The following is a 19847-nucleotide window of genomic DNA, read 5'->3' on the forward strand; positions in this document are numbered from 1 at the left end:
TCGGCGGGAGTATATCACCTCTTATTACGAACATCATCCTTGATATCGCTTAAAATGCGCACAATTTGTGAAAAAGTTTTTATTCGTGGCGATAAGTGATCGCAAACACGGCCACAATCAGCTTGCGATCCAAATAAAAGTTGACCTAACCTAGAAAACGCTAGATATCTTGGGCGATTGCGGCCTGTTTACTGCACAAATGACTCAAAATAGAATAAATAACCCTAAAATAAGTGCCAACCCTAGTAGAGGCACAACCACAGTCAACATTGCCAGAGGCCAATAGGCAGCTTGGTGCGTTTCTTTACATATTGCTCTGACCGTTGTCACCACATATCCGTTATGGGGCAAAGTATCTATGGCACCAGAGCTGATAGCCACGACACGATGAAGTTCTGAGTTGTTGACACCTAAATCAATATAGTGCGGTGCCACTAACGGCAAAGCAATCGCCTGCCCACCCGAAGCAGATCCGGTTAGACCCGCAATAACACTAACCGCAATCGCAGCCCCTAATAACTCATTGCCTGGAATTTGGGTCATCAAAGCGACAGCATCTTGAAAAGCGGGCGTCACTTTCGCGACGGCACCAAAGCCCACCACCGCTGCTGTGTTGCCAATCGCCACCAAAGCCCCAGTAGTACCAACATTGATTGCCTGTTGAATATTCACAAAATGTTTGTAGTTCAACACTAAAATGCTCAACACACCACCGAGCAGCGCCACAATTAACGCACTTTGCTGAAGCGTTTCATGTAAAGTAAATGATAAAGCTAATACGATCAGCAACGGAACAAGACCTGTGATTGGGTGCGGCAAATGTCGCTTTGCTTGAATGGGGTCATCGTCGCGCGCGGTAAACACCTCGCCATTTTGCTGTGCTTTTTTGATCATTCTAACTAACAAAAAATAACCTAATATCGCCATAAACACAGCCACGATAAGGCTCTCTTGCCATGCAGCATAAGGGGAAGTACCTAAATACTTAATGGGTATCCAATTTTGGATCTCAGGAGAACCCGCTGAGGTCATGGTAAAAGTCACCGAGCCAAAGGCAAGCGTTGCAGGGATAAATCGCCTCGGTAGATTGGCGTCTTTGAATAAACTCAATGCCATAGGAAAGACCGAAAATGCAACGATAAATACACTCACCCCACCATAAGTAAGCAAAGCACAAGCCAGCACCACTGCAAGTACGGCGTACTTCATACCCAGCTTACCAACAATATAGTGTGCCACCGCATCCGCCGCGCCAGTATCTTCCATAAACTTGCCAAACAGAGAGCCAAGCAAAAACATGAAAAACCATGCTTGAATAAAGCCACTAAAACCACTCATATAGCTGCTAATAAAGTCTACTTCTGCCCCTGAAGGAAACAGCGTAACATTACTGCTTAGCGCAACTAATAAGGCACATAATGGCGCGCACAGAAACAAGTTCATTCCACGCAGCGTCAGGATAATTAACAGTGCTAATGCACCAACAAGTCCAAGCATACTAAGCATTAAAGTCCCTTCTTTTTATTATTTTTCAGAACAACATGACTTTAGCATTGAACAAAAACGCACCAGGTTCAAGAGGGAAAACTCTGTTTTATCTCACTTATAAGCGCCATTTTTGTTTAAACAGAGCAGTTTGTTTGCGCGACAGCTGAACTTTAAGCTGATTATTTAAAGTGACTTCTAAAGAACCACCTACTTCCAATTCAACCGTTTTTATTTGATTAACATTAATGATCCAGCTTCGCCCAGCTCTAAAAAAATCATCACTGGGCAATCGGCTTTCAATATGTGACATAGTTCGGTAAACGCTTACTTTTTTGCTTGATAAATGTATCTGCGTATAATTTCCCATCGCTTCAAGTGACTGCAACGCAAACTCATCATATGCCGTAACAAATATCACGCTTGGCACGTAATCCAACTGCGCAAGTAGGTCAAAACCACTGCCATCAGGCATGTTTATATCTAAAAATATTAGTTCTGCCTGTAAAGGCTCTATTTTTTCTAATGCATCGGCAACCCCGCCGCTTCTGCAACAATGTCTTGTTCGCCAAGCTCTGCGAGTTGCATTTTTAGCTCTACACGAGCCAGGCGACTATCGTCAATGAGCATTATTTTAGTCACGCTCTAACGTGCCAAGGGCAACACTTTGCTCATCACTACATCCAGCTAATAAAACGAACAATATGATACTAAGCCACGCCTTTATCTGCCTGAACTCCCTATCAAAAATAAAGGCGAGTCTTTAAGCTAGCAAAAAGCGTGAAAAATAAACTATTTAAATTATGAAAGGCATGTTTTTAATGAGCAAACATGGGTTACATCAAGTTTGCTCAATATAAACGGAGGGATTTAAACTGAACTCAGTTTGATTATAAGAGTTCAATTTTCAATTAACGCTGACTATATTCAACAAGCTCTCTACGCCCCCCGATAAACTTAGTCGCTAGTATCTTGTCACCTTTAATATCGCTGATATAAGAGGTGTCTTTGTCTAATGTCGCCACTATTTCCAGTTCATGATTAGTTAAATTGTAACGCCAAAAATTAGATTTAATATCAAGACCATAGATGTTATCACTTTTAGGTAACGCATAATTACCCTCTAGTTTTTGATTAAGTATTGCAAGCCCCTGCGTTCCATTATTTGCTTGAAGCCAGAAGTTTCCTTGCTGATCTACGTAAACAATTTGATTGTCTTTGGTGTACGTTGCCCACGAAACGTTTTGAATATTGAGGTCAGTTGTCTCACCTGTGTTAAGGTCAATATTAAATAATTGCTGTTTATCGGCTTGATTGTCTATAACCAACAATTTATGTGGAATGGTCCACGGTAATACCAAACGCGCAGCAACAGGTGACTCAACCATTTGATAACTGCCATCCAAATTGACTAAAGTGATTTGATTATTAACGTTCACGACTAAACTATTCCCATCCGGCGCCCAATCGTATCGCGTGCTCTTGAGGCCTTGTTCGAACTTAGTTAATTGATAGGTTTTATCATTATCTTTTATCCATAGTTGATACTCTCCTGAACGAGAAGAAACAAAAGCAATTAAATTACCGTTAGGCTGAAACTTTGCATTAATATCAGGGGCAGTAGAGCGTGAAAAAATATCAAACTCAACTTTCTCACCACCTAAGGTTAAGTAGCCAATATCAAAGTCTTTAGTACCATAGGTGACAGCAAACTTTGTTTGGTCGGGGTGGTAACTCGGTGTCCATAATCCGGTGTGACTAACTGGATGCAGGAGATCTAACTGACCGTCTAAATTCAATCGATAGATCTTACCTTCTATATCAGTAATGAAATGGCTACCATCTGGAGCAAATTTTATGAAAAATCGTTCATACACTGAATGGCTGGCATGACGTTTAATTTCCGCCTCACTTTTGACTTCACCTGATAGAGTAAAAGTTCTCACAACATTCGAGTTTTCGCGGCCTAAAGTGACCGTCGCCAAAAGGCCTGATTTGCGCGAATAGTCTAATGAGTAGATGCGCCCAGCATGATCATGTGGTACCTGCGATATTTGATCGGTAACAGCATCGTAGATAACCAACTCAGGTTGATTGCTCTCTGGCTCTGGGTATTGAAGTAAGGCGATACGTCCGTCATTTAACCATGTTGGGTGAGTCGTTTTTATTTCTGCACAGTCATAACGTAACTTATTGTTTGCGTTACCGTTCCATGCATGAGCAAAATCCAAGGTTTGTAATTGCCAGCACTGTTTGACTTCTGTTGGTATATCAGAACAATCGGATTGCAGCACAAATGCTAATTGTGAACCATCAGAAGACCAGCTCAATTGACTATAGTGCCCAGGCTCGCTACTTAATCGCTGCTCTTGATTATTGTTCAGATCTTTTGCCCACAAATGACTTTCACACTGACCGACAAATCGATTAAAGACTAAGTATTTACCATCAGGAGAGTAGGCAGCATTGTATTCTTGTTCATCACTTGCAGTAAGCGGTGTTACTTGATCATAAATAACGGGTTTAGATGGCCATAGAATAAATAGCGATAAAATAGCGATAGCAGTAACAGCAAATAACAACCCGTTTTTGCTCTGCTTAGATTGTTTAGATATTAATTGCGGGGTCTGCTTAATTTCATTATTTTCCCAACGAACATTGGCTTCTAAGCTATATCCCTTTTTTGCGTGGGTTTTGATAAACGCTTGTTTTTTACTATCGTCGCCAAATGCTTTTCTCAATTGAGCAATCGCTCTTTGTAACGTATTGGGGCCAACAACGCTATTTTCCCAAACGATGTCCATAAGCTCATCATGACTCACAACTTCGCCAGCGCGTGAAGCCAAAACTTCTAACACCTTAAGTGCTTTTGGTGGAACAGGCGTAGCCTGTTGTTGATGCTCTATTTGATTACGAGAAACATCAATAAAGTAGTTATTTACCCAAAACGCTTTGGTCATAAAAGAGACGATAGGCCTTATTCGTTATGCGTCAAATCTTACCTCGCTCTTTGCCTCAAAATAAAGAAAAAATAAAGAAATCAGCTAAACGTCAGGTTTTTTTCATGTATGTCAGGTCGTATACAGGCAAGTTGGAGCAATAGTTATTCACTATGAATCCAAAGTGACTAAGAAAAGAGAGAAAGACAATGAATTTACCTAGCAAAAACATAATGATAATAGCCTTGTTGACTAGTTTGTGTAGTATGGCTTCTGCTGAAACTAAATTAACGGGGCCATATCTAGGGCAAAAAGCTCCGGGATTAACAGCTGAAGTATTTGCACCAAACATTATCTCAACAAAAGGCTGGGAATATGGCGTTGTTTTCGCACCAAACATGAAAGAAATGTACATGGTTCGCGAAGTAAATGCTGACACAAAACCAGAGCAACAATTTGTCGTATATGAAAAAGACGGTGAAAACTGGATCGATCGTGTCATCTCTAAACGCGTTGGTACGCCGACGTTATCACCGAATAACAAAATCATGTTTTTTGGTAGAGGTTATAAAGAGCGTACAAAAGATGGTTGGTCAGAAATGAAGAGATTGGGTCCCGATTTTGAGCCTTATCGCATCATGCGTGTAACCTCTTCTCTAAACGGTACGATAGCATTTGATGAAGCTGGCAGTGACGGTAATGGGATTTTGCGTTATTCAACTATGGAGCACGGCAAGCTAAGCACACCAAAGCCATTCCCAAAAGAAATTAATACAGGTACTTGGAATGCTCATCCTTTTATCGCACCTGACGAAAGCTATATCATTTGGGACGGACAAAGAGGTGAGGATACCCGTAATTCAGATCTGTTTATTAGCTTCAAAGAACCAGATGAATCTTGGGGAGAAGCAATTAAATTTGGTGATAACGTCAACACCCCTAAAAATGAGTTCGCAGCTCAATTATCACCTGATGGTAAATACCTATTCTTTAACCGTAATGGCGATAACAGCAATGTAGATACCTATTGGGTAGATGCCCAAGTCATTGAAGACCTAAAACCAGCTCACATTAAAAAATATCTAGCCAAACTAGGCCCATTGCCAACAGCGGAGCAAGCTTCAGGTTCTCTTTGGGATATTCCTGTATTGACAAAATCATATACTAATACCAAGCCAGTATCGACGGATAACAGCCTAGTTGCAGGGAAGCTACCTCTTTCAAAAGATAAGGCGTCAGCGATTATTAACCTAGCGAAAGAAATTGGCGAAGGTAAACATGGAAAATACGACAGTTTGTTAATTGCTAAGAACAATAAACTGGTTTTCGAAAGCTACCACCAAAGAGGCCGCTTTGGGTTAGCTCATGGACAAGCTTCTGCAACCAAAGGGTATACTAGCTTGATCGTTGGCCGTGCAATCCAGTTAGGCTATTTATCCATGGCCGACTTACATAAACCGCTAATCAGCTTCTTAAAAGAATTAGACACGAGCAAACTAGTGGCTGGCGCCGATAAGATTACGCTACATAAAGCACTAACGATGCAAGGTGGTTTAACAATTGATCGTGATAAATGGCAAGAAATAGAAAAAGCACCAGAACAATTAAAAGGCCAAAAACTAGTGCAAAGGCTTTTACAAGAAAGTGCAGCAATCACTGAAGAAACGCAATCGTATAAATACGGTAATTTCAACCCAATGCTTGTCATGACTGTAATCGATGCAGTGGTTCCTGGTGGTGCGGAAGTATTTATCAAGACTGAGATACTAGACAAACTAAACATCTCTAATTATAAATGGGACACACACGCAAGTGGCTTGCCACAAGCAGGATGGATGGTTAGTTTAACGTCACGGGACATGGTTAAACTTGGCAGTATTGTTGTCAATAAAGGAAAGTGGCAAGGAAAACAGTTTGTTTCACCTACTTACTTAAGTAAAGCAACAAGTAATATCATCAAGCCAACTGAAGACTGGATGCCTGATGAATACCGTTATGGTTACTTCTGGTACAGTATGCCTGTAGTCGTTGAAGGTAAAACGTATGATCTTGATATCGCTTGGGGCGGCGGTGGAAACCGCGTAATAGTCGTTGAGGAGCTTGACTTAGTCATCGCTATTACTGGTCATGACAGAGAAGATACCATCATGAAACAAATTGCAGATGTCGTTATTCCAGCGTTTGTTAGTTAATGAAACTAACCTATTGAGCCTAAAAAGGGCTAGTTTGTTGAACTAGCTCTTATTTGATGCTTATAACCCTAAGCATCTAGTAAGTCTTTACTATGCAGATTGAATCGACACTAATTTGCTAGACACCTCTTAGTAAATTCTTAAATAAAAGATGCCTACAGTGTTAGGAGAAGATCAATCGTAAAAGTCTTTGCTGGATTGATGTTTGAGGTATTGCTTAAGGGTTTAAGTAGCGAGGCAAAGTTATAAAAATTTAAGCTTCATAAAAACGCACCAGGTTCAAGAGGGAGAACTCTATTTTATCTGAATTAGTCTCGACTTGATCTGACATTTCGATTTGAAAAATTGAGAGTTACCCGTTTTGATAAAGGTGTCGAATCTTTTAATCAAAACAACCTAAAAGGTGGTAACTCTCATGTTGCATACTAACAACCCAATTATAAAACACAAAACTGGATTACTTAATCTTGCAGAAGAACTAGGTAACGTTTCAAAAGCCTGTAAAGTCATGGGCGTTTCAAGAGATACATTTTATCGATACCAAGAGCTAGTAGAGGACGGTGGCTTGGATGCGTTAATTGATAAAAGTCGTAGATCGCCAAACATTAAAAACCGTGTAGATGAAGTTACTGAGAACGCAGTGGTTCAATACGCTATCGATTACCCAGCTCATGGCCAGCACAGAACTAGCAATGAGTTGCGTAAACAAGGCGTCTTTGTTTCAGGCAGTGGCGTTCGCTCAATCTGGTTACGCCACGATTTAGAGAACTTCAAGAAACGCTTAAAAGCTCTAGAAGGTAAAGTTGCTGACGAAGGTATTATCCTCACCGATAGCCAAATCGCTGCGCTTGAGAAAAAGAAAAGCGATGACGAAGCTTGCGGTGAAATTGAAACAGCACATCCGGGTTACCTAGGCTCACAAGATACCTTCTATGTTGGCAATCTCAAGGGTGTTGGGCGTATCTACCAACAGACGTTTGTCGATACCTACAGCAAAGTAGCCTTCGCAAAGCTGTATACGACCAAAACACCAATTACTGCGGCTGACATACTCAATGACAAGGTTCTGCCTTACTTCGAGCAACACGAGTTGCCAATGTTACGCATTTTGACTGACCGAGGCACCGAATATTGCGGTAAGGTAGAGCACCATGATTATCAGCTCTATCTGGCAATTAATGATATCGACCATACGAAAACTAAGGCAATGTCGCCTCAAACCAATGGTATCTGCGAGCGATTCCACAAGACGATACTTAACGAGTTCTATCAGGTTACGTTCCGTAAAAAGCTTTACGGTTCGCTAGAGGAACTTCAAAAAGATCTGGACGAATGGATGGCTTATTACAATAATGAGCGAACTCATCAGGGAAAAATGTGTTGTGGCAGAACGCCATTTGAAACATTGCTTGATGGAAAATCGATTTGGGCTGAGAAGAATTTAGCTCAAATCTAAACTGACAGTCACCGATTGAAAAACGGGTAACTGTCAGATCAAGTCTGAGCTAGTACAATTTTATCTCACTTATAAGCGCCATTTTTGTTTAAACAGAGCAGTTTGTTTGCGCGACAGCGGCACTTTAAGCTGGTTATTTAAAGTGACTTCTAAAGAACCACCTACTTCCAATTCAACCGTTTTTATTTGATTAACATTAATGATCCAGCTTCGCCCAGCTCTAAAAAAATCATCACTGGGCAATCGGCTTTCAATATGTGACATAGTTCGGTAAACGCTTACTTTATTGCTTGATAAATGTATCTGCGTATAATTTCCCATCGCTTCAAAAGCCAACACGTCATCCAAAGCAATAAAAAAGCACTTGTTGGCGTCTTTAATAAAGAACTTACTGCACAGTGACAACGGTTTTGCCGCTTTTTGCTGATACTTTTCAAGTGCCGCTTTTATACGCTCGTCGGTTACAGGTTTTAAAAGGTAATCAAGCGCATTCACTTCAAATGACTGCAACGCAAACTCATCATATGCCGTAACAAATATCACGCTTGGCACGTAATCCAACTGCGCAAGTAGGTCAAAACCACTGCCATCAGGCATGTTTATATCTAAAAATATTAGTTCTGGCTGTAAACGCTCTATTTTTTCTAATGCATCGGCAACCCCTGCGGCTTCTGCAACAATGTCTTGTTCGCCAAGCTCTGCGAGTTGCGCTTTTAGCTCTAAACGAGCCAAGCGACTATCGTCAATGAGCATTATTTTGGTCATACATACTCCTTGGGTAAAGATATCTTCGCCAACATGCTTTTGCCCTGCTGTGTCAATACCATACTAGCTTTGCCTTGATATAACAGCCTGAGTCGATCTTGAATGTTTTTCGTGCCAATACCTAAACTAGGCTGCCTAGACCGCTGACAAATATATGGGTTAGAAATCTGTATTTCTAGGTTATCACCATTTATGCGCACGACAACAGCAACCTCTCCCCCCTCGACACTTGGAGCGATACCGTGTTTTACCGCATTTTCTAAACACATCTGTAACATCAACTTGGGGACCAAACACGTCAAAGACAGCTCATCAACCTCGAACTTGTATGACAACCTAGACTCTAAACCGAACTGACACAAAGCGAGGTAATTTCGGGCACATTCAAGCTCACTAGACAGCGCTACTTTATCACCCTCTAATGGTTGTAAGCTATAACGCAGTATATCCGACAATTGCGCCAACCCTTTCCTCGCCTGTTGCGGTTGCTCTAATATCAATGCGCGCAAATCATTGATCGCATTAAACAAAAAGTGTGGGTTAAGCTGATTGTTTAATAGTTGCAGCTGACTTGCTTGCAATAGGCTTCTCGCCTCATGGAGCTGCCTTACCTTGGTGAGTGTTAAGTAGCATGTCGTCCACAACAGGCTCAACCAGAGCATATTAAAGGCATTACTTACAAATACTTTTTCTATAACAAAACCCCATTGCGAACGAGGTATCGGGTAGGACCAACCCAAATGAGCGAACAAAAACACTGCAACCAAAAGCAATCCAGTCGAAATGCTCGTCATCAGCACAACTGAGCAAGCGAAATATAAAATTTGTTGCAAGTTAGACCGATATGAAAAATAACGCTTAAATAGCACTCGAACAATATGGCTTAACAAAGCAGCACTGCTCAACAAAACTGCCCCATAGACATACTCTAAAGTGGTAGCAAACGGGTTGCGCGCTATCATATAACTAAAGATAAGGTAGGCCCCAACCCATCCAGCCACTTGGCACAGTAAATACTGTTTTTGCTTGTCTTTCATTGTTTATCCAGTTGGTTAAATAGTAACATCCCAATCTGAGTGACATTAGCAACACCTGCGGCGAGTACGATAACGGCTTGTTGTTTATTCGGGTTAAATATAACCATGGAGGCATAACCTCCCGTTTGTCCGTTATGCCAATAAGTATGCTCAAATTGACGCATCCAGCCATAACTCATTTGCTCATTTAAAGGTGTCAAAGTCGCACTCATTTTTTGGTGCAACAAAGGGTTGCTCTGTTCAAACCGCCAATATGATGAGACCCATTGCTGCATATCATGTAATGATGAAACTGCAGCGCCTGCCCCAGCTAAGCTATCAAACTGCCATGGTTGAACCCGCTCTCCATAGTAATCTTGCGCACCCACAAGGTTAATCTCTTCATGTTTGTTATCCGTACTCAAAGCCATTACTGTATTATTCATTCCTAGCGGCTTAAAAAGGCGTTCATTTAAAATCGTGTCAAGTGTTCCATCTAGTTGCTTAGTTAACAAGTAAGCCAACACGGCATAACCATAATTTGAATACTCAAACGCTTTTGAATCTCCCACCGTCGCTTTCAAAGCAACCAGCAATTGGTTCGTATCATATGTTGCATATGGATTGTTCATATCCGCTGGCGAGAAATTACTCGGTAAGCGCGGCAATCCCGAGGTATGCGTAATTAGCTGCTGCAAAGAATACTGGTGATGAGTAAACGTTTTATCCTCTAGAAGCTTTGCTATTGGCTCAGATAACAGCCACTGATGTGACTGCACCAAATCACTCGCAACGGTTGCAACCATCGGCTTAGTTAACGAGCCAACCTCAAAAAGCGCATGCTCGTTAACTTTGTCGCCAAAAAAGTAATGTCTCGGCTGGCCATCTGCAATAATAGCAATGGCGGCGTTGATACCCTTAAAGTGCTCTGCAAGTATTTGCTCTGTATTTCCATTTACATATTTATCACTTACGCTCATTCTGTTTTTTTTTTAAAGACAATGGCATTGCAAACCCTTGGGTAAACGTACCATTGTACTCACCCTCTTTCATCGTTCCTTTAAAAGCAGCGTTAATCATCTCAGACTCAAAACTCAGCACCTGAGTGGTTATCGCAAATTGACTGAGGGGGATACCAAAACTTTGCTGCGCAGGGCTGTCTAATGTTGCATGAAACCCATCTTCTAGTGCAGCAACCTGCAACTCCAAAGGCAGCTTTTTCCCATTGATATCCAATGCGCCTGCGTAAGTACCCTCGAGCGCAAGCTGTGATTTAGCATCGGCCGTCAGTAAAGAGAAAGTCAAAGGCCTCGCTTTACCCTGCGTAAACGTCCCCACTAACTTGCCATCAACGAATTGTCCTTCATAACTTGCATTGAGTTTATTATCTGAAAAACTTACGGCTTTATCAGACACCGAAGCTTCTGTCGGCACGTACTCAAACATTTTTTGATTAGGGCTATCAAGCGTAAGGGTCTGAGTGTCAGTATCTATATTGACCCCAACCACAAGCGATATCTGTTTTGATATCTCAAGTTTACCTCGCCATTGCTCTACCGCTGCATGGGAGGGTATTGCGCAAAGTAATATCAAAGTTCCTAAAATTTTAATCATCATGCTCTGTCTCCTTAAAAGTTACAAATACCGTATCAGATCTCTGCGTCATGTTGCTTAAATTATGACGAGTCAGGCCATTTTCTTTTTAAATTGTGCGAAAAATATGATGAGCAAAGATTTTAAATCAGCAAAACACAAATGAAAATAAATCTCATTTAACCGTTGACACATCCAAAGATCTAACTGATAATCAATCTCAACAAAGCGAGATTGACGGCTCACTTTGTTGGATAATTCATATTGTTTCTCGACCCTGAAACAAACGTGTGGCGCACGCAAACAGCCATAGGTTGAGCGTGTTTGCAGCAACGCCCCTTGATGCAAACGCTTTCAACCAACTCACTATTTTACTTGCTACATTGCTCATATCGGTGACGGTAGATATGACACTAAAAAGCCCCTTGTGGGCTTTTTTTATGTCTGCTTTTTAAGTTTTCATCACACTAAAATTAAATGATAATTAATCGCATTTAATTATTGACACACTGCTAGATCTAATTGATAATCAATCTCAACAAAGCATGATAACATGAATTTTGTTACTCTAATTGTTGATACCCTTGTTCTACGTTTGGCAAACGTTAACTGCTAGGTTCAGGTAACCCTTTACACTGAACCACTCACTATTTTACTTGCTACATTGCTCATATCGGTGACGGTAGATATGAAACTTAAAAAGCCCCTTGTGGGCTTTTTTTATCTCTAAATTTTACCCTTTAGATGTGTAATCCGCTGTAATCGACTATAAAATCAACACCGTGTAAGATGCAGTCTACTTCTAGCGTGAATAATAAAAATACTCATGGACCATGCTCGACGCCACTGCAATATCATCTTAACTCTGTTGTTATTGGCCGGGTTCACTTTTACTAGTTGGTTTAGTTATCACATGGCACACAACTCTTTGAGTGAAGGCATTGTTGATGACGCGCTTCCTCTTACTAGCCATTTAATTAGCACTGATTTACAAAAACAACTGCAAGCACCAATTTATGTAGCACAAAGCATGGCACAAAATCACTTTGTCCACTTGTGGCTTAAAAGCAATCAAGGTGACACTGAGCAACTCTTTGCGTTTTTGAAGAAAACCAAAACCCTGTTTAAAAGCCAAACCAGCTTTTTAGTTGACCACCGAACAAACAAGTACTATCACTTCGATGGCCGCACCAGCGTGCTCGATTTAAACTCGCCAGAAGGGTCTTGGTACAGCGAAGTATTAAACTATGCACAGCTGGATTACGTACTCAATGTTGACGTATCCCCTCAAGACAACTTTAGTCCCATCGTGTATGTGAACCATAAAATCATGGTCAATAATGAGCTACTTGGCGTAACAGGCGTTGGCATTCAACTCGATGATTTACAACACCTTATCAATCATTACCAAAGTGAATATAAGCGTAAGGTGTATTTTGCTGATCATCGAGGCAGGCTGATTTTTTATAACCAAGAAAAAATGCCAAGCGACTCTTTAGCTTCTGAATTTGCTGAACACTACAGTGCCATCGTCAGCCAACCAAGCTATAAATTTTCTATCGAACAGCATGGCGTACAACGCCTAGTCAATTCGCGTTACATTCCCGATTTAGGTTGGCATCTAATTGTTGAGCAAGCATTCACGCCCGAAACCAAACTGACGGACGCACTCATCGCAAACTTATTATTGGGTGTGGTGATCACCTTGTGCATTTTAGTCATCGCCCAGCTCACTTTTAACCAATATCAAAAGCGCTTAGAAACCATCGCATTAACAGATAAACTGTGTAATGTATTAAATCGCCAAGCTTTTGAACCTCTATTACAGCGCCATATTTTGCGCGCTAAACCTGGCCGGGTACCACTCAGCTTACTGCTTTTAGATATTGATCACTTTAAACAGGTTAACGACCAGCATGGTCACTTAGTTGGCGACCAAGTGTTAAAACACTTTGCCCAGCTATGTATGAGCGTTGCTGATAGTAGCGATATTATCTGCCGCTGGGGTGGTGAAGAGTTTATGATTTTGATGCCTAATTCTTACATAGACCATGCCACACAATTTGGGGAGCGCTTAAGAGCGAAACTCGCTGCGTGTGATTGTATTGTACCTATCACAATCAGTATTGGCGTTGCGCAATATCAGTCACAAGAAAGTGAAGATGACTTTATTAAACGTGCGGATGACGCTTTGTATCGAGCAAAACGGTTGGGCAGAAATAGAGTAGAGTTGGCTGCGTGATGCAGCCAACATGGTAGGGTTAGCGTCGATTTTTACGAGCGCGAGCGCGACGTTGCTTTTTCTCTTCTTCTTTTGCGGCCTTTTTAGCTTCAGCTTCTGCGCGCAGCTGCGCTACCATCACTTCTTCTTCTTCACGCATCTGCGGTGTTTCCATCGTGATACGGCCAATCACCGCATCGCGCAGTTCATTGATTAAAATTTCAGACATCTTGTGTGTATCGATTTGATTGCCACCTCGGATACAACCGCGCTTTTTACCCGCCATTTCGATAAACTCCCAATCTTGCTCTGGTAATTCATCAATTTTGTAGCGTGCTTTAAGTAATTGAGGATAAGCCTGTATGAGGTATTCTGCGGTATAACTTGCCACTTCTTCATAATCAATGGCAGTGTCTCGAATGGCTCCTGTCGCAGCCAGTCTATAGCCTGAATTTTCATTCTCCACTTTAGGCCACAACATACCTGGTGTGTCGTATAGCATAATGCCATCATCTAACTTGATGCGTTGCTGCGCTTTTGTGACAGCGGGCTCATTACCCGTTTTAGCCACAATACGCCCAGCCAAGATATTTATCAGGGTCGATTTACCTACGTTAGGAATCCCCATGATCATGGCTTTTAGCTGCTTGTCTGCACCTACTTTTTGTGGCGCTAACTTTTTACATAACTCATTAATTTTATGAACTTCTGCCGCTTTATCATGACCAAAAGCAAGCGCTTTTACACCACTTTCTTGCTCAAAGTAACTCATCCACTGCTGAGTCAATTCTGGGTCGGCTAAATCGGCTTTATTGAGTATTTTGATGACCGGCTTATCGCCTCGAAGTGCCGACACCATTGGGTTCTCGCTACTGTAGGGAATGCGCGCATCTAGCACCTCTATGATCACATCCATCTGCGGCATGATCTCTTTGATCTCATTACGAGCCTTATTCATATGCCCAGGAAACCACTGGATGGCCATATTTTTCTCCTACAAGTACAAATAAAAGCGGCATTTTACCTAGGTATAGACAAAATTACCTCAATAGAGCGAAAAATTTCTGCTTTTATCCGTAGCAAAGCCAACTATAGCCTTTAACTCAAGTATACTGCGCGCATCATTTTATGTGGGTAACGATTCATATGGCGTTAAAGTCAACTATTATAAAAACACACCTGTCGATCAGTGATATGGATAGACATATCTATGAGACCCTTTCACTGACAGTTGCGCAGCACCCATCAGAAAACGAGCAACGTTTAATGGTTAGGCTTTTAGCTTATGCGCTGCAATATAAAGAACATCTGGAGTTTACCAAAGGACTATGCGCCGACGATGAGCCGGAAATTTGGGTAAAAAACTACAGCGATGAAATTGAGTTATGGGTAGAACTGGGCTTGCCTGACGAAAAACGTCTTAAAAAAGCCTGTAACCGAGCAAAACAGGTTGTGCTTTATACCTACGGTGAAAACACCCAAGCTATCTGGTGGCAAAAAAATCAGGCTAAACTGGCAAACTACAACAATTTATCTGTAATTAGCCTGCCCTTCAGTGCCACCGAGCAATTAGCTAAAATGGCGGCGCGCTCATTGTCTTTAACGATAACCATACAAGATGGTGAGATATGGGTAAGCGATGAAAAAAACAGCGTACATTGCACCCCTGAATTATTAAAGTAGGAGATTGTATGGCGATAAAGCGTGTGGTGGTATTACACGGTTTGTACATGTCTGGGTTTGTGATGCATCCGCTTTGCACCAAGCTCGAAAAAGAAGGGTTTGAAATATTAAACCTCAGCTACAATACGCTGTCGCCAGATAAGCGCGCCATTTTTTCAGCCATTGATGAATTTATTAATGGCCAACCTACCGCCCTTGTTTGTCACTCAATGGGTGGCTTAGTCGCCAGAGCCTATCTTGAACATCACTCAGAGCAAAGTCATTGGGTAAAAAAAGTGATTACCCTAGGCACGCCACATAAAGGCAGTGCCATTGCCCAACACATGCATGACAAAGGCTTTAATATGCTATTGAAGAACAGCATCGAATTTTTACTCAGTGACAATCAAGATTGGCCATTTAAAGCCAAACTTTATAGTATTGCAGGCGATTTACCGCTAGGCCTGATGCCGCTCCTTAAAAAAGGCAGCCGCTCTGATGGCACCGTACTCCTTGAAGAGACAAAGCTCCAAGGTATGGCCGAGCACAAGGTATTTCATTTAAGCCATACTACGATGATTTACTCACGTCAGGTCATGCAGTATATCCAACAGCTACTAAATCAAGACGAATAGTGAGCCTGATTGGTATTAAGACATCACCGTGATTTAAGTGGCGTATCTTTAAGGTTAGAGCAATGCATCAGCCAAAACGCCGCCGCTGCAAAAATTCCTCCACTTAGAGTCAGTAAAAACCAAAAAAACGAGCCAAGAAACCACAACTTCTGCTCGCGCTTTTTAACTTGCTCAGCCTCATGATAAACCCCATACGCCAACACCAAGTGAACAAACATCATAAACACGGTGCAAGTAAAAACCGACCTTCTTGCACCGTACAGTGGAGGCTTCATTTTTTAGCCGATTTTAGTGATCACCGTTCGCAGCCACTTTATAGGCAATAAACGCTATGATACCCGTGATCAACGGAACGGGGGCGGCAATATAACCAAACGCATCCGAATTGGCGAAACTGGCACCGGCAAGATGCCCAACTAGCCCCACCACAAATGCAAGCAATGCAATACAAACAACGATGATCTCTGATTTATGTTGTGACGCAGTTTTACCTTGCATAGCCATTCTCCTTAAATATTTTGATGAATTACAAGTTCATTATGCGCCTTCATACGGGTTGTTTTTTGACCTAAATCAAAGACCATTTTACGACCAACACCTTGTCGACTGGCGATTGTTTCAGATCAATTTTCACGCAATTCATTAAAAATGTGATTAATTTTGGCAAGCTTTATTCCCAGGTGAAGGTATTAGGCTAATAAAAAGTTATGAGTTTCACCCTCTAGGGTAGAAATATCATTATTCGCCCATAGGTCAATCATTGAAAAGGTAATTAAAATTTTATTTTTGATTTGTTTTTTCGATTGGATGCATAGATTTTACTCGATAGTCATGGGCGCGCTTTTCACCCATACTGAGCACATCAAAACAAGGAGCATATTATGAACACGACAAACTCAATTGGTTTAGACAATCAAAAAAGCCAAGCATTAGTGACTGCATTAAACACCTTACTAAGTAGCTACCAAATTCAATACATGAATGCGCGTGGTTTTCATTGGAATATCAAAGGCCGTAACTTTTTTGAATTGCACCTTAAATTTGAAGAAATTTACAACCTACTGTTAGAAAAAGTAGATGAAATAGCTGAACGTATTTTAACGATTGAAGGTAAGCCGCTACATGCGTTTTCTGACTACCTTGAAACCAGTAAAATTGATGAAGCAAAAAACATCAGTGATGGCTCTGATGCCCTAAATAACCTGTTAAGTGGTTACAAAACCTTAATTGCAATGCAACGAGAGATTTTAGAGCAAGCGGGGGAAGCACAAGACGAAGGCACCGCTGCGTTGATGAGTGACTATATCAAAGAGCAAGAAAAGCTAGTTTGGATGCTTAAAGCGTATCTTAACTAACTGCTCAATATTCTCTTGATGATGAGGCTGCTTTGACAGCAGCTCATCCATCGACTCATAAAAGCATGCCTCAGTTGTGGTGTCTTGCCACAACTGAGCCAACATATGGCGCGCTAATGCATTAGCCCCCACATAATTTACTTTCTTCAAGCCCCGTTGTGTTACCCCAACAAAATACTGCCGCGTATCTTCGATACTGTCGGCCGTACTCATTTCAAACTCAGTTAAGTCAACAACCGCTTCAGCAATACTTTGCGGCGCAAATTGGCTCGCTGTTGCCATCAAATCATTTTGAAAAGCAACAACACCTTCTTTGTTAAATGCCCCTTTCATACTCATATAGGCATAAGGAGGGTGCATACAAACGCGCCAAAGACCATGGGCTATAAACATCAAAGCTACCTTATCAACAACTGCTTATTTTGATAATAAAGCAATAAAGAAAGTCATTTCTAGTGCTTTTTCATGTAAACTTTTAAAACGTCCAGACGCGCCACCATGACCGGCTTCCATATCTGTTTTAAATAACAATACGTTATCATCTGTTTTTAGTTCGCGTAGTTTTGCAACCCACTTCATTGGTTCCCAGTATTGAACCTGAGAATCATGTAACCCTGTGGTCACTAGAATGTTGGGATAGGCTTGGGCTGTTAAATTATCATAGGGTGAATACTGCAATATGGTTTGATAAGCAGCATCTTCATTGGGATTACCCCACTCATCATATTCATTGGTCGTCAGTGGAATAGACTCATCTAGCATGGTGGTTAGCACATCTAAAAATGGCACATGCACACCTACTCCCAAATAGAGCTCAGGTGCTTGATTAACAATAGCACCCATTAATAAGCCACCAGCACTGCCGCCTGATGCAAATATTTTGTCTTTATGACCATAGCCTTGCTTGATTAAAGCTTGGGTAACATCAATGAAATCATTGAAGGTATTTTGCTTATTGGCTTTTTTTCCTTGCTCATACCAATGACGACCCAACATTTCTGAGCCTCTGATGTGGGCAATAGCATACACAAACCCTCTATCTAATAGCGATAATGTGGTGCTAGAGAAGCTCGGATCGATAGTAATTCCGTATGAACCATAACCATACTGCAGTAACGGATTACTGCCATCTTTGGCAAAGCGCTCTTTGCGATACACAAGCGACACTGGCACTTGTACACCATCTCTGGCAGTGACAAACAATCGCTCGGAAGCATAATTAGTAGAGTCAAAATTTCCCAGCACTTGCTGTTGTTTACGTAAGATCTTGCGCCCTGTCGTTAAGTCACAGTCATAAACAGTGCTTGGTGTTGTTAAGCTTGAGTAATGAATTCGTACCGTTGCAGCATCGGGCTCTGGGTTATAGCCAATTCCAGCATAAAAGCAGGCATCATCAAAACTGAGCTGATAGCTCTCACCTTGGTAGTTGTGCACAACAAAGCGAATTTGACCAAGTTCACGTTCGGTGATCACAAAATGGCTAGCAAATAGCTCCATGCCTTCAATCAAAATATGCTCACGGTGCGCTATCAGCTCTTGCCATTGGTTCATATCACCAATGGTGTGCTCATTGGCTTTAAGTAAACGAAAATTCTTTGCTTGATGGTTAGATAAAATAAAATACTCGCCCGCCAGCTTATCGATACCAAACTCATGGCCCTCAAGGCGCGGTAGTAAGCGTTTAAATTGCCCCATCGGCGCATTAGCATCCAGCACTAACACATCACTGGTTTCTGTCGCAGCAAGATGTATATAGATTTCACTGTCGTCTCGGCTTTTACCCAACTCCATATAAAACTGTCGGTCTTGCTCTTCATATACCAACGTATCATCGCTTTGTGGTGTACCTAATATGTGGCGGTATACTTGATAACCTAGTAGGGTTTGCGCATCTTTCTTAACGTAAAACACCGTTTTGTTGTCATTGGCCCAAACCAATTGACCTTCGGTGTTCTCTAAGACATCATCGAGATAAGTGTCGTTGCTTAGGTCTTTAAAGCGAAAGGTATAAATACGTCGACCATCTAGGTCTTCACTATAAGCCAAGAGATGCTCATTAGGACTCACCGTCATCTCACCGACATCGTAATACTCGTAACCTTTTGCTAATTCATTAATGTTAAGCAAAAGCGTTTTATCACTCAGTTGCTCATCCGACGCACGGTAGTGACTGGCATACTCATCATCGCCTTGTACATCACTCACATACCAATAATTACCATCTTTAACGGGTACTGAGCTGTCATCTTTAACGATCCGCCCTTTCATTTCTTCAAATAAGCTATTTTGCAGCGCTTGATGAGACGCCATATTTTGCTCTACATAGTGGTTTTCTTTTTCAAGGTGAGCGAGCACATGCTCGGCTTGCCTTTCATCATCACGCATCCAGTAATAATTATCGATACGTGTGTGTCCATGATGTGTCATGCTGTGAGGGATTTTTTTCGCTATTGGCGCAGATACTTTATCAGTCACTATGGTGTTCCTATTTTTATTTTTTAGCAGTCTAACACAGCTGTAAACTGCTC

General features: G+C 41.5%; 18 protein-coding genes. 6 read left to right on the forward strand and 12 right to left on the reverse strand.

What is annotated here, in order from left to right:
- Positions 1 to 204: 204 nt before the first annotated feature.
- From GDK41_RS16265 to GDK41_RS16275, 3 genes are all read right to left on the reverse strand, one after another.
- The gene (locus tag GDK41_RS16265) at positions 205 to 1506 is read right to left on the reverse strand and encodes a GntP family permease (protein ID WP_152087381.1); all 1302 of its coding nucleotides are present in this window, start codon (positions 1504 to 1506) and stop codon (positions 205 to 207) included.
- A gap of 97 nt (positions 1507 to 1603) precedes the next feature.
- Positions 1604 to 1960, reverse strand: a complete 357-nt coding sequence (locus GDK41_RS16270) for a LytR/AlgR family response regulator transcription factor (RefSeq protein WP_152087382.1) — start codon at positions 1958 to 1960, stop codon at positions 1604 to 1606.
- 436 nt (positions 1961 to 2396) lie between these two features.
- A complete protein-coding gene (locus tag GDK41_RS16275) occupies positions 2397 to 4445 on the reverse strand; it encodes a winged helix-turn-helix domain-containing protein (RefSeq protein WP_152087383.1) in 2049 nt (682 codons plus the stop codon).
- Positions 4446 to 4690: 245 nt separating this feature from the next.
- On the opposite strand from GDK41_RS16275, the gene GDK41_RS16280 reads away from it, so the two are divergent.
- A complete protein-coding gene (locus GDK41_RS16280) occupies positions 4691 to 6616 on the forward strand; it encodes a serine hydrolase (RefSeq protein WP_172971632.1) in 1926 nt (641 codons plus the stop codon).
- Between the two features lie 415 nt (positions 6617 to 7031).
- Positions 7032 to 8072, forward strand: a complete 1041-nt coding sequence (locus tag GDK41_RS16285) for an IS481 family transposase (protein WP_152085062.1) — start codon at positions 7032 to 7034, stop codon at positions 8070 to 8072.
- Between the two features lie 69 nt (positions 8073 to 8141).
- On the opposite strand, the gene GDK41_RS16290 is transcribed toward GDK41_RS16285, so the two are convergent.
- Genes GDK41_RS16290 through GDK41_RS16305 form a run of 4 tightly spaced genes read right to left on the reverse strand, consistent with a single transcriptional unit; the run spans position 8142 to position 11470 of the window.
- Positions 8142 to 8837, reverse strand: a complete 696-nt coding sequence (locus tag GDK41_RS16290; RefSeq protein ID WP_152087385.1) for a LytR/AlgR family response regulator transcription factor — start codon at positions 8835 to 8837, stop codon at positions 8142 to 8144.
- Positions 8834 to 9874, reverse strand: coding sequence for a sensor histidine kinase (locus GDK41_RS16295; RefSeq protein WP_152087386.1), 1041 nt, complete (start codon positions 9872 to 9874; stop codon positions 8834 to 8836). The genes GDK41_RS16290 and GDK41_RS16295 overlap by 4 nt, the downstream gene beginning before the upstream one ends.
- A complete protein-coding gene (locus tag GDK41_RS16300) occupies positions 9871 to 10833 on the reverse strand; it encodes a serine hydrolase domain-containing protein (protein ID WP_152087387.1) in 963 nt (320 codons plus the stop codon). Before GDK41_RS16300 ends, GDK41_RS16295 begins: the two co-directional genes overlap by 4 nt.
- Positions 10820 to 11470, reverse strand: a complete 651-nt coding sequence (locus GDK41_RS16305) for a hypothetical protein (protein WP_152087388.1) — start codon at positions 11468 to 11470, stop codon at positions 10820 to 10822. Before GDK41_RS16305 ends, GDK41_RS16300 begins: the two co-directional genes overlap by 14 nt.
- An 889-nt stretch (positions 11471 to 12359) precedes the next feature.
- Here GDK41_RS16305 and GDK41_RS16310 point away from each other — a divergent pair.
- On the forward strand, positions 12360 to 13688 hold the full coding sequence (locus tag GDK41_RS16310) for a sensor domain-containing diguanylate cyclase (RefSeq protein WP_232056486.1): 1329 nt from the start codon (positions 12360 to 12362) through the stop codon (positions 13686 to 13688).
- 19 nt (positions 13689 to 13707) lie between these two features.
- Here GDK41_RS16310 and ylqF read toward each other — a convergent pair whose 3' ends face one another.
- On the reverse strand, positions 13708 to 14652 hold the full coding sequence (gene ylqF, locus GDK41_RS16315; protein WP_152087390.1) for a ribosome biogenesis GTPase YlqF: 945 nt from the start codon (positions 14650 to 14652) through the stop codon (positions 13708 to 13710).
- A gap of 161 nt (positions 14653 to 14813) precedes the next feature.
- On the opposite strand from ylqF, the gene GDK41_RS16320 reads away from it, so the two are divergent.
- Together GDK41_RS16320 and GDK41_RS16325 are read left to right on the forward strand one after the other, a co-directional pair.
- Positions 14814 to 15350, forward strand: coding sequence for a YaeQ family protein (locus tag GDK41_RS16320; RefSeq protein ID WP_152087391.1), 537 nt, complete (start codon positions 14814 to 14816; stop codon positions 15348 to 15350).
- 8 nt (positions 15351 to 15358) lie between these two features.
- Complete coding sequence (locus GDK41_RS16325; protein WP_152087392.1) at positions 15359 to 15964, forward strand: PGAP1-like alpha/beta domain-containing protein; 606 nt, start codon at positions 15359 to 15361, stop codon at positions 15962 to 15964.
- A 23-nt stretch (positions 15965 to 15987) separates the two neighbouring features.
- On the opposite strand, the gene GDK41_RS16330 is transcribed toward GDK41_RS16325, so the two are convergent.
- Together GDK41_RS16330 and GDK41_RS16335 are read right to left on the reverse strand one after the other, a co-directional pair.
- A complete protein-coding gene (locus tag GDK41_RS16330) occupies positions 15988 to 16239 on the reverse strand; it encodes a hypothetical protein (RefSeq protein WP_152087393.1) in 252 nt (83 codons plus the stop codon).
- 13 nt (positions 16240 to 16252) lie between these two features.
- A complete protein-coding gene (locus tag GDK41_RS16335) occupies positions 16253 to 16462 on the reverse strand; it encodes a hypothetical protein (RefSeq protein WP_152087394.1) in 210 nt (69 codons plus the stop codon).
- 383 nt (positions 16463 to 16845) lie between these two features.
- Between GDK41_RS16335 and GDK41_RS16340 the strand changes: the two genes are divergently transcribed.
- Complete coding sequence (locus GDK41_RS16340) at positions 16846 to 17319, forward strand: Dps family protein (protein ID WP_152087395.1); 474 nt, start codon at positions 16846 to 16848, stop codon at positions 17317 to 17319.
- Here the strand turns inward: GDK41_RS16340 and GDK41_RS16345 are convergent.
- Complete coding sequence (locus GDK41_RS16345) at positions 17287 to 17712, reverse strand: hypothetical protein (RefSeq protein WP_152087396.1); 426 nt, start codon at positions 17710 to 17712, stop codon at positions 17287 to 17289. The two genes, GDK41_RS16340 and GDK41_RS16345, sit on opposite strands and share 33 nt — an antisense overlap.
- A gap of 24 nt (positions 17713 to 17736) precedes the next feature.
- Positions 17737 to 19746 carry a S9 family peptidase gene (locus GDK41_RS16350; protein ID WP_232056573.1) on the reverse strand — a complete coding sequence of 670 codons (2010 nt, stop codon included), beginning with the start codon at positions 19744 to 19746 and terminating at the stop codon, positions 17737 to 17739.
- Positions 19747 to 19847 lie beyond the last annotated feature (101 nt).

The organism is Pseudoalteromonas sp. A25 (assembly GCF_009176705.1).
Lineage (GTDB): Bacteria > Pseudomonadota > Gammaproteobacteria > Enterobacterales > Alteromonadaceae > Pseudoalteromonas.

What these genes read in the sequence shown, in the direction of transcription:
- GDK41_RS16265 (WP_152087381.1), bottom strand. Translation starts at nt 1,506, where the DNA reads ATGCTTAGTATGCTTGGACTTGTTGGTGCATTAGCACTGTTAATTATC.
- GDK41_RS16270 (WP_152087382.1), bottom strand. Translation starts at nt 1,960, where the DNA reads ATGCCTGATGGCAGTGGTTTTGACCTACTTGCGCAGTTGGATTACGTG.
- GDK41_RS16275 (WP_152087383.1), bottom strand. Translation starts at nt 4,445, where the DNA reads ATGACCAAAGCGTTTTGGGTAAATAACTACTTTATTGATGTTTCTCGT.
- GDK41_RS16280 (WP_172971632.1), top strand. Translation starts at nt 4,691, where the DNA reads ATGGCTTCTGCTGAAACTAAATTAACGGGGCCATATCTAGGGCAAAAA.
- GDK41_RS16285 (WP_152085062.1), top strand. Translation starts at nt 7,032, where the DNA reads ATGTTGCATACTAACAACCCAATTATAAAACACAAAACTGGATTACTT.
- GDK41_RS16290 (WP_152087385.1), bottom strand. Translation starts at nt 8,837, where the DNA reads ATGACCAAAATAATGCTCATTGACGATAGTCGCTTGGCTCGTTTAGAG.
- GDK41_RS16295 (WP_152087386.1), bottom strand. Translation starts at nt 9,874, where the DNA reads ATGAAAGACAAGCAAAAACAGTATTTACTGTGCCAAGTGGCTGGATGG.
- GDK41_RS16300 (WP_152087387.1), bottom strand. Translation starts at nt 10,833, where the DNA reads ATGAGCGTAAGTGATAAATATGTAAATGGAAATACAGAGCAAATACTT.
- GDK41_RS16305 (WP_152087388.1), bottom strand. Translation starts at nt 11,470, where the DNA reads ATGATGATTAAAATTTTAGGAACTTTGATATTACTTTGCGCAATACCC.
- GDK41_RS16310 (WP_232056486.1), top strand. Translation starts at nt 12,360, where the DNA reads ATGGCACACAACTCTTTGAGTGAAGGCATTGTTGATGACGCGCTTCCT.
- ylqF (WP_152087390.1), bottom strand. Translation starts at nt 14,652, where the DNA reads ATGGCCATCCAGTGGTTTCCTGGGCATATGAATAAGGCTCGTAATGAG.
- GDK41_RS16320 (WP_152087391.1), top strand. Translation starts at nt 14,814, where the DNA reads ATGGCGTTAAAGTCAACTATTATAAAAACACACCTGTCGATCAGTGAT.
- GDK41_RS16325 (WP_152087392.1), top strand. Translation starts at nt 15,359, where the DNA reads ATGGCGATAAAGCGTGTGGTGGTATTACACGGTTTGTACATGTCTGGG.
- GDK41_RS16330 (WP_152087393.1), bottom strand. Translation starts at nt 16,239, where the DNA reads ATGAAGCCTCCACTGTACGGTGCAAGAAGGTCGGTTTTTACTTGCACC.
- GDK41_RS16335 (WP_152087394.1), bottom strand. Translation starts at nt 16,462, where the DNA reads ATGCAAGGTAAAACTGCGTCACAACATAAATCAGAGATCATCGTTGTT.
- GDK41_RS16340 (WP_152087395.1), top strand. Translation starts at nt 16,846, where the DNA reads ATGAACACGACAAACTCAATTGGTTTAGACAATCAAAAAAGCCAAGCA.
- GDK41_RS16345 (WP_152087396.1), bottom strand. Translation starts at nt 17,712, where the DNA reads ATGTTTATAGCCCATGGTCTTTGGCGCGTTTGTATGCACCCTCCTTAT.
- GDK41_RS16350 (WP_232056573.1), bottom strand. Translation starts at nt 19,746, where the DNA reads ATGACACATCATGGACACACACGTATCGATAATTATTACTGGATGCGT.